General features: G+C 60.2%; 13 protein-coding genes. 8 read left to right on the forward strand and 5 right to left on the reverse strand.

Annotated features, from left to right (window positions below; translation table 11 throughout):
* Positions 1–15: 15 nt before the first annotated feature.
* The 4 genes from ACYQ6M_RS01625 to hemA all read right to left on the reverse strand — a co-directional run bounded on the left by ACYQ6M_RS01625 (position 16) and on the right by hemA (position 5,522).
* Positions 16–1,626, reverse strand: coding sequence for a glutamate synthase-related protein (locus ACYQ6M_RS01625; RefSeq protein WP_460071745.1), 1,611 nt, complete (start codon positions 1,624–1,626; stop codon positions 16–18).
* Between the two features lie 53 nt (positions 1,627–1,679).
* Positions 1,680–2,927, reverse strand: coding sequence for a cation:proton antiporter domain-containing protein (locus ACYQ6M_RS01630; protein ID WP_152505597.1), 1,248 nt, complete (start codon positions 2,925–2,927; stop codon positions 1,680–1,682).
* Positions 2,928–3,076: 149 nt separating this feature from the next.
* Positions 3,077–3,811 (reverse strand): DUF1194 domain-containing protein, encoded by a 735-nt coding sequence (locus ACYQ6M_RS01635; RefSeq protein WP_023003038.1) that lies wholly within the window; start codon positions 3,809–3,811, stop codon positions 3,077–3,079.
* Positions 3,812–4,304: 493 nt separating this feature from the next.
* Positions 4,305–5,522, reverse strand: a complete 1,218-nt coding sequence (gene hemA, locus ACYQ6M_RS01640) for a 5-aminolevulinate synthase (protein ID WP_031270302.1) — start codon at positions 5,520–5,522, stop codon at positions 4,305–4,307.
* Positions 5,523–5,982: 460 nt separating this feature from the next.
* Here hemA and ACYQ6M_RS01645 point away from each other — a divergent pair, with 460 nt between their 5' ends.
* The 5 genes from ACYQ6M_RS01645 to ACYQ6M_RS01665 all read left to right on the forward strand — a co-directional run bounded on the left by ACYQ6M_RS01645 (position 5,983) and on the right by ACYQ6M_RS01665 (position 9,795).
* Entirely contained in the window at positions 5,983–6,609 is a 627-nt protein-coding gene (locus ACYQ6M_RS01645; protein ID WP_077291855.1) for a TetR/AcrR family transcriptional regulator, read from the forward strand.
* Positions 6,610–6,619: 10 nt separating this feature from the next.
* Positions 6,620–7,393 (forward strand): enoyl-CoA hydratase/isomerase family protein, encoded by a 774-nt coding sequence (locus ACYQ6M_RS01650; RefSeq protein WP_460071748.1) that lies wholly within the window; start codon positions 6,620–6,622, stop codon positions 7,391–7,393.
* A gap of 99 nt (positions 7,394–7,492) precedes the next feature.
* Entirely contained in the window at positions 7,493–9,034 is a 1,542-nt protein-coding gene (locus tag ACYQ6M_RS01655; RefSeq protein WP_460071750.1) for an AMP-binding protein, read from the forward strand.
* A gap of 3 nt (positions 9,035–9,037) precedes the next feature.
* Positions 9,038–9,427 (forward strand): MaoC/PaaZ C-terminal domain-containing protein, encoded by a 390-nt coding sequence (locus ACYQ6M_RS01660; RefSeq protein WP_460071752.1) that lies wholly within the window; start codon positions 9,038–9,040, stop codon positions 9,425–9,427.
* Positions 9,424–9,795: a hotdog family protein gene (locus tag ACYQ6M_RS01665; protein ID WP_460071754.1), complete on the forward strand. Its 372-nt coding sequence runs from the start codon at positions 9,424–9,426 to the stop codon at positions 9,793–9,795. Before ACYQ6M_RS01660 ends, ACYQ6M_RS01665 begins: the two co-directional genes overlap by 4 nt.
* A 66-nt stretch (positions 9,796–9,861) precedes the next feature.
* Here ACYQ6M_RS01665 and ACYQ6M_RS01670 read toward each other — a convergent pair whose 3' ends face one another.
* Positions 9,862–10,251, reverse strand: a complete 390-nt coding sequence (locus ACYQ6M_RS01670) for a DUF427 domain-containing protein (RefSeq protein ID WP_208984244.1) — start codon at positions 10,249–10,251, stop codon at positions 9,862–9,864.
* A 166-nt stretch (positions 10,252–10,417) separates the two neighbouring features.
* Here ACYQ6M_RS01670 and ACYQ6M_RS01675 point away from each other — a divergent pair, with 166 nt between their 5' ends.
* The 3 genes from ACYQ6M_RS01675 (at position 10,418) to rbsD (ending at position 13,390) form a co-directional block, all read left to right on the forward strand.
* A complete protein-coding gene (locus ACYQ6M_RS01675; RefSeq protein ID WP_460071756.1) occupies positions 10,418–11,698 on the forward strand; it encodes a glycerate kinase type-2 family protein in 1,281 nt (426 codons plus the stop codon).
* A gap of 72 nt (positions 11,699–11,770) precedes the next feature.
* On the forward strand, positions 11,771–12,952 hold the full coding sequence (locus ACYQ6M_RS01680) for a GAK system CofD-like protein (protein ID WP_460071758.1): 1,182 nt from the start codon (positions 11,771–11,773) through the stop codon (positions 12,950–12,952).
* Between the two features lie 27 nt (positions 12,953–12,979).
* Positions 12,980–13,390, forward strand: a complete 411-nt coding sequence (gene rbsD, locus ACYQ6M_RS01685) for a D-ribose pyranase (protein WP_062487232.1) — start codon at positions 12,980–12,982, stop codon at positions 13,388–13,390.
* Positions 13,391–13,619 lie beyond the last annotated feature (229 nt).

Here is a 13,619-nt window from a genome sequence, read left to right on the forward strand (position 1 = left end):
ACACGTCGCGATCGGTCACGCGATGCCGCCATAGGCAACGCCGGATAGCTCGGCCATTTCCCGTTTCCAAGTTGTCAGGTCTTCCAGGGTGAACTGGCTCAGGTGCGAATGGCCGCAGGCCCTTGCCATCACCTGCATCAGTTCAACCGATGCTTCGAAGAAGTTGGTCAGCTGGCGGGCGGATTTCTCGATTTCCAGTCGATTGACCAGATGCGGTTTCTGGGTGGCGATCCCAACCGGGCAATTGTTGGTGTGGCAGGCTCGCATGGCGATACAGCCGATGGCCTGCATGGCCGAATTGGAAAGCGCGACCGCGTCGGCACCGAGCGCCAGGGCCTTGATGAAATCGGCCGGTTTGCGCAGGCCGCCTGTGATGATCAACGTGATGTCCGGTCGTTCCGACGTGTCGAGGTGCCTCCGGGCGCGGGCAAGCGCGGGAATGGTCGGCACGGAGATGTTGTCGCGGAAGATGATCGGTGCTGCCCCGGTGCCGCCGCCACGGCCATCAAGGATGATGTAGTCGACACCCAACTCCAACGCCGCGTCGATGTCCTTTTCGACGTGCTGGGCCGACAGCTTGTAGCCGATCGGGATGCCGCCGGTGCGGGTGCGCACCTCGTCGGCGAAATCCTTTATCTGGGATCGATCTGTCCAGTCCGGAAAGCGGGGCGGCGAGATCGCGTCTTCGCCTTCCTTCAAGCCGCGGACCTCGGCAATCTTGCCCTTGACCTTGGCACCCGGCAGATGACCACCCGTGCCGGTCTTGGCCCCCTGACCGCCCTTGAAGTGAAACGCCTGAACCTTGTCGAGCTTGTCCCACGCAAAACCGAAACGGGCGGAGGCGAGTTCATAGAAATATCTTGAATTGGCCTGTTGTTCTTCCGGCAACATGCCGCCTTCGCCAGAGCAGATGCCGGTTCCGGCAAGGTCTGCGCCTCTGGCAAGGGCGATCTTGGCCGGCTCCGACAGGGCGCCAAAGCTCATGTCGGAGACCAGCAACGGGATCTTCAGTTTCAGCGGTTTCTGCGCGTTCGGCCCGACAACAACGTCGGTGCCGACTGGTTCGTCCTCCAGAAGCGGGAATTTCTGCAGTTGGGCCGTCAGGATCTGGATATCGTCCCAGTCGGGCAGCTGGTTGCGCGGCACGCCCATGGCGTCGACGCGGCCGTGATGACCTGTCTTTTTAAGACCGTCGCGGGCGTATTGCTGGATCAGGCCGTTGTAAGGTTCTTCCTCGGTGCCGTGGCTGGTGTCGGCGTACAAGCCGAGGTAGCTGTTGCGGTTGAACGGCTGCGGATGCTCCCGGGCCCAGGCGGCGACCTCGTCCTCGTCGACCAGGATATCGTCGCCTTCGACCCAGCTCTTGAATTTCGGCAAGGCCTCGGAGTTGTTGTATTCGGAGACGCCGCTGTCGAGCCGGTAATCCCAGTAATGAACGCCGCAGATGAGGTTGTTGCCGCTGACATAGCCATCGGACATGAGTGCGCCGCGATGCAGGCAGCGGCCGTAGAAGACGGAGATGTCGTCGTCGAAGCGAACAACCACAAGGTCAACATTGGCGACGAGGGCATAGGTCGGTTTTCTGTCCGGCAATTCGCTGAGTTTGGCAACAACCTGTTTTGTCATGTCTTCCCCCGGCTACTGGCGATATGCGCCCTGGCTATTGGGTTGGTCGAAATTCAGTCGGCAGGCACTTCCGGCCGCATGGGCGGCATGGCCTTGAGTTCCGCTGCCCCGTCCTTGCCGGACATGTGAGCAGCGTACCATTTGGCAAAAGGCACGGCTGTGACACCATGCAGGACCGCGCTGATCCAGACCGCGTTAACGGCCAGATTCAGGAGCTGTTCGCCGATTGCGTGATCAATCTGGTCAACGACGAGGAGCGCGAAGAGGGCTGTTGCGAGTCCGCGCGGGCCGAACCAGCCGAAAAAGAGCTTGGTCAGTGGGGCGGCATCCGTGCCGGCAAGCGACAGCCAGACCGCCAGTGGCCGCACCACGAACAGGCTCACCAGAATGAGCGCAAGGCTGGCGGCATCAAGATGGGCGATGGCATCGGGCAACAGGGCAAGACCGATCAGGAAAAAGGCACCCCAGGAAAGCATCTGGCCTTCGCTTTCGGTGAATTCGTAGATGAAGGCGCATTGCCCCTTGATGACGTTGCCGAAGAAGAGCCCTGCGACGAACGCTGATATGAAGCCGTTGCCGCCGATTTCGCCGGCGGCCAGATAAGCGCCGCAAGCCATGGCAATGGCGCCGATGCCTTCGATGGTGTCGGTGGTCATGCCCCGGCGTTTGGCAGCCAGAAACAGCACCCCGCCCGCAGCACCGATAGCCGCGCCCGCCAGGGGACCAAGGATCAGTTGCTTGGCGCCGAACATCAGCCAGTCTGTCGCGCCCGGCTGCATCATTTCCCCGGCAAGGCTAGCGAACAGCAAGATGGCCGGCAGGGCCAGTCCGTCATTGAGGCCGCTTTCCAGCGTCAGCGCCCGGCGCACCCGCTCCGGCACCGCCTTGTTGGTGATGACAGCCTGGCCGAGAGCAGCATCGGTCGGGGCGAGCAGCGCGGCAGCAAGAGCGGCGACGATGAGCGGTTCGCCGCTCAAAAACGGTATGGCCGCCATGGTTCCGATAATAATGGCAAGTGGCAGGCCAAGGGCGAGCATGCGCAGGGGCCATTGGTGGCGCTGGCGCAAGGCCTGAAGATTGATCTGGGCAGCGTCCAGGAACAGAAGGACGATGAGAGCCATTTCGGCAACGATATGCAGAAGGCGTTCAGCATCGGTTCCGGGCATCAACCCGGTCTGGGCCATCAGGTAGCCGAAGCCGATGAAGAGGATCGGCGCTGTCAGGACGCCCTTCGACAATGTCCTGGCCAGCAGCGTGTAGCAGACCGTAAACAGCGCCAGAAGCAACAGGCCGGTTGTCATGAAACGGTATCCCCCTCGAACGCTGTGACGTTAGGACAGCGCGAGCTGCCGTCTCAAATCATAATGCGATGACGCGGTTGTGCGACAGCCGTGATTTGCCAAAGGCGAAAATGCGTTTGGAAAGGGCGGGTCAAAGGCCCGTGTGAGGATTACTGCAAGGCCGCCAATTGCTTCAGGATGCGCTGCGCATCGGCGGGTTTGGCGGCGATTTCAAGGATCAGTTTCTTGCGCACTGCTTCGGCAAATGTCGCTGGACTGTCGGCAGTCACCACAAAGGCGGCCGGACCGCCGATGATGCTCTCGTAGAACCGCTTTTCCAGATCGTAGGCAATCGGCCGGCCGGAACAGTGTCGGCACAGAACCGCCAGGCCGTTGATGACAATACCCGAGGAAACCACGATATTCCGGGCTTCGGGTATGGTCGGACCGTTCCAGTTGTTGGCGCTGTCGGCAGAAAGGTCGATCACCCTGCGCAAGCCCGCAAACGCATTGTCGTCGATCAGCTCCTTGCCTTTCAGAAGCGCTGCGCCAATGGCGTTGCGGCCATAGGCGCGGCGTGGGGCTGCCATCAGTTCCGTTGCAAAATGCTGGGCGCTCTCAGGTCCGTCGATGACTGTCCAGTCCACGACAACATCCTGGGAGTGCATGTCCGCCCATTCGACATAGGTGACGACGATCTTGCCGTAAATGTTGCTGGCGATGGCATTCAGCACTGACGGATCCGTGATCGCGTCGGCATAGCCCTTGCGTTGAAACCGAATTTCTTCGTCATCGATGGACCCGGTCGCATCGGCCAGGAGCACCAGTTCCAGGTCGAGTTCTTCGGAAAAGGCTGGGGGGATCAGAAAAAGGCACCAGACAACAACAGCAAGGATTATCCGCATCGCAACCGTCTCCCCATGGCAAAGGCATTTGAGAGTAGCTAGGGCGAGGTCGGGAAAAGGGCAGGGTGGATGATGGTCGTGTCGCGAAGTTTGTCGTTGTTTGCACATGTCATTATGCGGCTTGCCCCACTCGTATCCGGGGAAGCGCTCGCCACAGAATATTTGCACTCAAGCACTCGCAACTTGTCATCCCTGCGCAGGCAGGGATCCAGTAACTCACAGACTTTGCGGTTTTCGTCTCATACGACACGGCGTACTGGGTCCCGGTCTTGCTGCGGACGCAACAAACCGGGACGACAAATCATGGAGGTTCGGATGTGCTTAATCCCGCAATCCATGCCAATGCGTTTCCTCGTTCACGCTCTTTGTACGGAGGTGCAACGGCTTGGATCCCATGGTCATGCCATGGGATGGCGACGCTTGGAAACGAAGAAACAAAAAACCCGCCTTCCATCGGATAGCGGGTTTTGTCTGATCTGTTTTAATTCTGACCTTACGCGACAGCGCGGGCCAGTGCGCACTGCGACCACAGGTCATTGATCGCGTTGGCGAGGTGTTCGATGTCCTCGGCTGTGTGCAGCGGTGTCGGGGTGAAGCGCAGGCGCTCCGTGCCGACCGGAACCGTCGGATAGTTGATCGGCTGAACGTAGATGCCGTAGGTGTCCAGAAGGATGTCGGAGATCCATTTGCACTTCTTGGCATCACCCACCATCACCGGAACGATGTGGCTCGGGTTTTCCATGTGCGGGATGCCGCGCTTGTCGAGAGCGGCGCGGACCTGGGCGACCCGGTCCTTGTGCGCCTTGCGCTCGAACGGGCTGTCCTTCAGGTGACGGATGGAGACGGCTGCGCCTGCTGCCAGCGCCGGCGGCAGGGCGGTGGTAAAGATGAAGCCAGAGGCGAAGGAGCGGATAAAGTCGACCACCGTCTTCGAACCGGTGATGTAACCACCCATCACGCCGAAGGCCTTGCCGAGCGTGCCTTCGATGATGGTCAGACGATCCATCAGGCCTTCGCGTTCGGCAACGCCGCCACCGCGCGGGCCGTACATGCCGACGGCGTGCACTTCGTCGAGGTATGTCAGTGCACCGAACTTGTCGGCAACGTCGCAGATCTCCTTGATCGGCGCGATGTCGCCATCCATGGAATAGACGCTTTCGAATGCGACCAGTTTCGGCGCGTCCGGATCGTCCGCCGCCATCTGGCGTTCCAGGTCTTCATAGTCGTTGTGCTTGAAGATGCGCTTTTCGCAGCGGGCGTGGCGGATGCCTTCAATCATGGAGGCGTGATTGAGCGAGTCCGAATAGACGATCATGCCCGGAACCTGGGAGGCGAGCGTACCCAGCGCTGCCCAGTTGGAAACATAACCGGACGTGAAGATCAGGGCAGCTTCCTTGCCGTGAAGGTCGGCCAGCTCGTTCTCCAGAAGAACATGGTAGTGGTTGGTGCCGGAAATGTTGCGCGTTCCGCCTGCGCCTGCGCCGCATTTGGAGATCACGTCCTGCATCGCGGACACGACCTTTTCGTTCTGGCCCATGCCGAGATAGTCGTTGGAGCACCAGACGGTCACGTCCTGAACGGAACCATCTTCGCGGTAACGGGTTGCGCGCGGAAAAGCACCTGCCTGACGTTCCAGATCTGCAAACACACGGTAATTGCCGTTGTCATGCAGTTTGCCCAAGCGTTCTTCCAGATACGCGTTCACGTCCATTCTCAGGATCCTCTCATCGCGGGCACCTTTGCCAGCGCCTCTCTCCTGCCCGCGCAACTCGCGTCCCGCGCGGCCAATTTGCTGCCTGGAACCTTTCCGTCCGATTCCAGACTAGCAGCTAACTTATAGCCATTCAAAACTGCTTATCAAAGTTTTGGCCTTGATCAAGGTCAAAAACCCCGGCTGCGTCCAATCGCCATAGTGTCCGTTGCCGTGGTTTGCCAAGGAAAACCGGCCTTGTTCCCTTGTCGGAAAAAGTGCGCAATACCCGGTGAAACCGAAGAATATCCCAAGGTGATTGCCGGAAAATTTTCGCGGTCACGGCAAACATGGGTATGGCATCGGAATGTGCATGGGGCCAAATTGCCGCATTCTTCGGCCCGGTTTGAAGAAGTTTCTTGCTTTCAACCCTCAAACATGAATACTGATTCATGTTTCATGAACTGGGAGGAAACAGCAGGTGCGCAAACCAGCCGCAGAAGCAGACGCGCCGCAAAAGGCTGCAGGCAACCAGCCGAAAACGGCGCGCGGTGAAGCCACCCGAAAGGCGATCCTGACCGCTGCCGAAAGGGTGATCGGCGAGAAGGGCTACAACGACGCCTCCATCGGCCACATTACCAGTGAGGCAGGTGTCGCCCAAGGCACTTTCTATATCTACTTCACCACCAAGGAGCAGGTGTTCTCGGAGCTCGTCCTGGAAATGGGGCGGCTGGTCCGGCACACGATCGCCGAGGCAACGCAGGGCATCGGCAACCGGCTGGAAGCGGAAAAGGCCGGCTTGCGGGCCTTCCTGGAATTCGTCCAGGCCCATCCGGACCTCTACCGGATCGTACAGGAAGCACTGTTCGTCGATCCTGCAGCCTATGAGGAATATTACAAGACATTCGCTGCCGGTTACCGGTCGGGACTGGTTGCCGCCGAGGCCGCCGGACAGATCTCCAAGGGGGACACGGAAACCCGTGCCTGGGCCCTCATGGGCATCGCCCGGGCCCTTGGCGAGCAGCTGGTCGTGTTCAAGTCGGAAAAACCCATTTCCGAACTGGTTGCCAGTGCCTACGACCTGATTGCCAACGGCATCAAACCCTGAGGCGCATGTCATGGGCCTCGTTGAGACAGAAACACGCGGCGGCGCGATCTGGATATGGTTGAACCGGCCGGACCGGCACAATGCCCTGGTTCCGGCCCTGGTTTCGCAACTGCGGAGCGCCATTGCCGATGCGGCGATGGCCGAACCGGTGGCGCTGGTCCTGTCAGGCCGCGGATCCACCTTTTCGACCGGTGGCGATATTGGCGGGTTTTTGGACCATGCCGGATCGCAGGGTACACTCGTGGCCTACTCGGATGAGCTTGTCGGCAGCCTGCACGAGACGATCCTCGACCTGCTGTCCTTTCCGGCGCCGGTGCTGGCGGCGGTTAATGGGCCGGTGACGGGTGGGTCTGCGGGCTTGATGCTGGCGGCAGACATGGTCGCCATGTCCGGGACGGCCTTTGTCCAGCCCTACTACAATCAGGTGGGGTTCGGTCCGGACGGCGGCTGGACAGCCTTGCTGCCGGACCGCATCGGCACTTCGAAGGCACTTGCGATCCAGTATCGCAACGCGCGCGTCACTGCTTCGGAGGCTGTGGAACTGGGGCTTGCCGTCTGTCAGGTGCCGGGGGCTGAGCTTGTTGCAACTATTGACGGCTGGGTCGTGGATCTCGGCAAAGGCTTCGCGCAGACCCACCGCACGACACGGCAGAGTGTTTGGGATGCACGCAGATGCGCGATGGTGCGAGACCGTCTCGACCAGGAAAAAGCCAGGTTCCTGGACCTGGTGAGCCGTCAAAGCACGCTCGACGGCATGAAGGAATTCACCAGGAAACGGGCCTGAGGAGAAGCCCGTCCGAAGGGCCAGGATGGCGACTGCAAGCCGGATCATCTCGACTTGCAGGGCGCTGGCTCCAGGCCCCGCCAGGTGTTGGGAGGACGCATGGAATATTTAACCGACATGGCCGCAAAACGGGCTGAGCTCACGCCCGGGGCGACAGCCTTTGTCGATCATGAAAGCGGCAGATCTTTCAGTTTCTGCGAGATCAACGAACGCGCCACCCGGTTGGGTAACCTTCTGCTCGGTCGCGGTCTTGCCAAGGGCGACCGCATGGCGGTGCTCTGCCATAACCACCCGGATTTCTTCGTGCTGCTGTTTGCGGCTCAGAAAACCGGCATCCTGCTTGTGCCTCTCAACTGGCGACAGCCGGTTGCCGAGCTGCAGCCCATATTGGCGACCTCCGGTGCGAAGCTGCTGTTTCATGATCTTGCGTTTGTCGAGATTGCCGAAGAACTTGCCGCCGCAAACGGCCTGTCGCTTCTGCCGCTGGGCGCCGAGGGCCGGGGTGGCAGCGCTCTTGATCGTCTTCTGACGGGGGCAAGTCCTGCAGCGATCGGCTGCGGCAAGGTCAAGGCTTCAGCCCCCTGGTATCTGCTTTACACCTCCGGAACGACTGGCCTGCCCAAGGCGGTCATCCAGACGGCGGGCATGGCCTATGCCAACATGATCAACTACTGCCAGGCAACGGGTCTTTCGATCGGCGAAAAGGGCGTCAATTTCCTGCCGCTCTTCCATACGGCGGGGATCAACCTGCCGACGCTGCCGATCTTCCTGAACGGCGGCATGTCGACTGTCTTGCGCAAGTTCGACCCGGAGACCGTGCTTGATCTCGTTTCCGCCGGAAACGTCACCTGCTTCTTCGGTGTTCCGGCGATCTATCAGGCGCTGGCCCTGTCACCCAGGATCGGCAAGACGAATTTTTCAAGGGTCCGGTCCCTGGGGTGTGGCGGTGCGCCGGTGCCGAAACACCTTTTGTCGGAGTTTCAGGAGCGGGGCGTCACCATCTGCAACGGCATGGGCATGACCGAGACCGGGCCAACCGTGTTCCTGATGGACAAGGGCCATGCGCCCGCCAAGATCGGTTCAGTCGGAAAACCGCAGATCCTGACGGATGTTCGCCTGGTCGACGGCGATGGCGGTATCGTCGAAGGGCCGGGGGAGGGGGAAGTCCAGTTTCGCGGGCCGAACATCACGCCGGGCTACATGGACAACAAGGAAGCGACGGTTGCCACATTCACGGTCGACGGCTGGCTGAAATCCGGTGACATCGGGCGCCGCGACGAGGACGGCTACTACTTCATCGTCGACCGGATCAAGGACATGTACATCTCGGGAGGCGAGAACGTCTATCCGGCTGAAGTCGAGAAGGTTCTGGTTGGTCATCCGGCCGTTCTGGAGGCCGTGGTGATTGGTGTGCCTGATGCTAAGTGGGGCGAGGTCGGTGCGGCCTTCCTGATTGTGCGTCCCGGCGAAGACCTCGATACGACGACGTTGGCCGACTGGTGCCGCGAGCAGCTTGCGCCCTACAAGGTGCCGAAAAGCTTTACCGTCGTTGACGACCTGCCGCGCACCGCGGCGGGCAAGGTACGCAAGAACATTCTGAAAGACGACTTCCTTGCCGACAATTCCCTGGAGAAAGCATAACCGATGAGCCTGACCGCTGACGCGCAGCACAGCGCAACGTTTAGCTGGATCCCCCGTCAGGAGGATTTCGATGCCTTTGCCGATCTGTCCGGTGATGACAACCCGATCCACGTCGATCCCGAATTTTCGGCTCGCACACGGTTCGGCCGGACCGTCTCCCACGGAATGCTGCTTTATACGCGGGTCTTTGCGCATCTGGAGGCCCTCCATCCGGGGCGAAGCCATGCCGTGCAGACTTTGATGTTTCCCAATCCGGCCTATGCGGATGAGGAACTGGCGTTTTCGTTCACGCCGAGCGAGGACGATGCAGACCTGATCCTGATCGAGGTTGCCCGTGCGGCGGATGGGGCCGTGACCTTGTCCGGTTCCTGCAAACTGGGGGGGCGGACATGAGCCTGGAAGTCGGAGCGCGCGCGGAAGTCAAACGCAGCTACACAGAAGACGACATGCGTGGTTTCGCGCAGCTTTCCGGAAACGGTGCGGAAGTACCGGTGTCTGTTCCGGGACCACTGATCGGCGGGCTCTTTTCCTATCTGCTGGGCGTCGAGCTGCCGGGGAGAGGAACCAACTACCTGAAGCAGAGCCTGGAGTTTCTGGCGCCCGCTCCGGTCGGGGAGACGCTGACGGCCTCGGTGACCATCACGCGCCTGCGGCCGGAAAAACACCTGGTCGATCTGGAAACGGTCTGTGAAGCCGAGGACGGCACCCGCATCTGTCAGGGCCGGGCGCTGGTCTATGTCGAGGATGTCGGCAAGGACTGAGCCGTTGTGTCAGGTTTTCGGCTGCCGCGCGGCGTTAGGCTGACCGGTTGCGCATTCGAGGGCCTTCTACTCGCCCTCGATGATCCGGACCTTGGATGGCCAGAAGGCGTAGTGCCCGGCAAGTTTCTCCGCCATCGGCACCGGCGATCTGTAGACCCAGCCGATCTCCTCGCCATCATGGGAAATGTAGCTGGCGTCGCCCTTGATGGGGCAATGGGTAGACTTGTCGACATACCCGAACCGGGTCTTGAGATCGGCTTCCGGCACGTAGATCACGGGGTCATAAAAAGACTTGCCGATTTCAAGAACGCGAACCGCATTGATGCTGTCCGCCAGCAGGGCCGCGCCCTGATAGATGCGAATACGCCGGGGTACGTCCTTTATCACCATCAGGTGGTCGGGGTTTTCCGGGTTGCGGATCGCCGTATCGAAGGCGGGCATTGTCTGCGCAGTCATGAGGTCCTCCGTGGAATTGGCCCTCATGTGTGGATGGTGACGGTGAAACGCAAAACAATTCTATGCTGCAGGGCACACGGTTTCGCTGGGTTTTGGGCGTTCGCAGGTTGAAGGTCATCGTTTCGGCCTTGATAATTCCTGCAGTTCTGCGCTCAAACAGGAGAACATGAATTTAGGAAGAAGTGGTGCCATGGCCGAAAGCGTTCAGGATTTTTTGAAACGGCTGTTCCTGCGGGCCGTCGAAGTGGCGGACCCGATGCAGAGCCTTGGTGCGTTTCTGCCGGAGAAACCAGCGGGCCGCGTCGTGGTGATCGGCGCAGGCAAGGCCTCCGCCCGAATGGCGGAAGCGGTCGAAAAGGTCTGGGGGCCGTGCGAAGGCCTGGTGATCACACGCTATGGCTACGCGAGGCCGTGCGAAGGGATCGAGATCGTGGAGGCCGCGCATCCGGTTCCGGACGAAATGGGTTTTGTCGCGACCAAACGCATGATCGAGCTTGTTTCCGGCCTGGGTGAGAACGACTACGTGCTGGCGCTCATGTCCGGTGGTGCCTCGGCCTTGCTGATTGCGCCTGCCGGAGAAATCTCGCTGGCCGAAAAGCAGGCGGTCAACCAGGCGCTTCTGGCCTCCGGTGCGCCAATCGGCCAGATGAATGTCGTGCGGAAACATCTGAGCCGGGTGAAGGGCGGGCAATTGGCAGCCGCTGCCTATCCTGCAAAGATGCTGGCTCTGCTCATCTCCGATGTTCCCGGTGACAATCCTGCTGAAATCGGGTCCGGTCCGACGGTTGGTGATACCAGCACGACGGCCGATGCCAAGGCGATCCTGGAGCAGTGGAAGATCGAAGTGCCGGCTTCGGTGCAACAGGTTCTCGCTGCCGGAAGCGGTGTGTTGAAGCCCGATGACGAAAAGCTCGGCCGTGTGTCGAATGTCATCTTCGCAGCTCCCTCCCAGTCGCTGGAAGCTGCCCGGACCCTAGCCGAAGCAGAAGGCTGTGATGTCGAGATCCTGGGTGACGCCCTGGAAGGCGAAGCGCGGGAAGTTGCGCGTGCCCATGCAGAGCTTGCCCTCAGCCGCCAGAGTGAGCGCCCTGACGGCAACCGGCCTTTGCTGCTCCTGTCCGGCGGTGAGCTGACGGTGACCCGACGCGGCGAGGGCGTTGGCGGACCGAACGCCGAATACGCCCTGGCTCTTGCCTTTGCCTTGCGCGGGGCTCCAGGTATCCACGCGCTCGCTTGCGACTCGGACGGTGTCGACGGGGCAGCAGAGGTAGCGGGTGCTGTCATTGGCCCGGATACGCTGGCGAGGGCGGACAAGGCGGGTGCCGATGTGGAAGAGGCACTTCTTACCAATGACGCTCACCGCTTTTTCGACACGATCGGAGATCAGGTTGTCACCGGGCCGACACTGACGAATGTCAATGATTTCCGTGCCATATGGATCGGATAGCGCATTGGCCGGGACGAACGCCCGCAAATCCTTTACCCGGCAAATTGCGCCGGAATTCCCAAGGGACCGGACTTGACTGAAATCACCATCACCCGTGTGGCGCGCCTGCCGGATCCGTTTCGGATCGAACGGTTTCTGTCCAATCCCAAGCTTGGCCCGAGGACGCTGTTCTTCAGCGGTGGATCGGCACTCAACGGTGTCGCCCAGTGCCTGAAGCGCTATACGCATAATTCCATCCACCTGGTGACACCGTTCGATTCCGGCGGCAGCTCGCAAGGGCTCAGGATTGCCTTCAACATGCCGGCCATCGGTGATCTCAGAAGCCGGTTGATGGCACTCGCCGACGAAACGGTGCTCGGCCATCCGGACGTTTTTCGCCTGTTCACACATCGGTTTTCGAAAACAGCCTCGCAAGTGGATCTGGCCGCCGAGCTGGAAAGCATGATCGCCGGAACGCATCCGCTGGTGGAGGCGATAGAGCAGCCGATGCGCACGCTCATCCAGAATCAGCTGGGCATGTTTCACGCAGCACGCCCGATAGATTTCGACCTGCGCGGCGCCAGCATCGGCAACCTGATCCTGGCCGGTGGTTACCTCAACCAGAACCAGCAGCTTGAGCCGATCATCTTTCTGGTGGCCAAGCTGGTGGGTGTTCAGGGCACCGTCCGGGCCGTTGCCGACGACAACCTGCATCTGGGGGCAGACCTTGAGGATGGCGAGGTTGTTGTCGGCCAGCATCTTCTGACCGGCAAGGAGCATCCGCCACTGGTTTCTCCGATCAGGAACCTGTTCCTCAATCGGGGGCTGACCGGCAAGGACCCTGCGGAAGCAGCGTTTCCGGACTGCAACCGGAGCCTCATCCAGTCTGCTGACCTCATCTGTTATGCGCCGGGAAGTTTCTATACCAGCCTGATCGCAAATCTTTTGCCCAAAGGCGTTGGAAAAGCCATTGCCGCGCGCACCGTTCCGAAGGTCTATGTGCCCGGAACGGGGCAGGATCCGGAAACCGGCACGATGAGTGTTGCCGACAAGGTGCAGACCCTGCTTGCCTACTTGCGGCGGGATGCGGGCATCGATTGCCCGGTCGACCGTCTGCTCAACTTCGTGATCGTCGACCAAGCGGTTCCGGAGAAGGAAACGGAAGGGCTGCAGGCGCTTGGGCTTTCCGTGCTTCGGCTCGATCTCGTCAGCGAGGCGTCCGCACCCTATTATGCCCCTGTGCCGCTTTGCGAAACTCTGGTCTCGCTGACGTAAGCACCACCGAACATTCAGGACAAGGCCATGAAACGTACGAAGCTTCTAAACCGGCATCTCAGTAAACTGGTAGCCTCGCTCGGCCATATGGACGAGATCGTCCTTGCCGATGCAGGCCTTCCGGTTCCTGCCAATGTTGGTGTGATCGACCTGGCAGTCAGCCCCGGTATTCCGGCCTTCTTCGATGTTCTGGAAGCGCTTGCCGATGAAATGATCGTCGAGCAGGCGGTCTTTGCAGACGAGGCATCGGAAGATCTCGTCACGCAGATCGAGGTCCGACTGGCCCATTGGGCGGCTGACACCGGCAAGCCGATCGAACATGTCCGCATGTCCCACGAGGACTTCAAGGAGCGTTGCTCGAAGGCACGTGCGGTCATTCGCACCGGTGAATGCACGCCTTACGCAAATCTGATTCTCGTCTCCGGCGTACCGTTCTGACAATCGCCGCAGACGGTCTTCGCAAGGTCTGTCTCCACGAACATCGATGAGAACTGACGGATGCAACGGGGGGAGCGGAAATGCTCCTCCCATTTTTGTTTTCCGAAACGTTGCAGCGGCATGTTTCGTTGCAACGTCAGTCGCTTCCCGCTCTGCAAAAAATAAAAATTTGATCTCCAAAACCGATTTTGTTGACTTACAAAATCGGTTTTGTAAAAATTTTCCTCAA

Source organism: Roseibium sp. ROS1 (genome assembly GCF_054658215.1).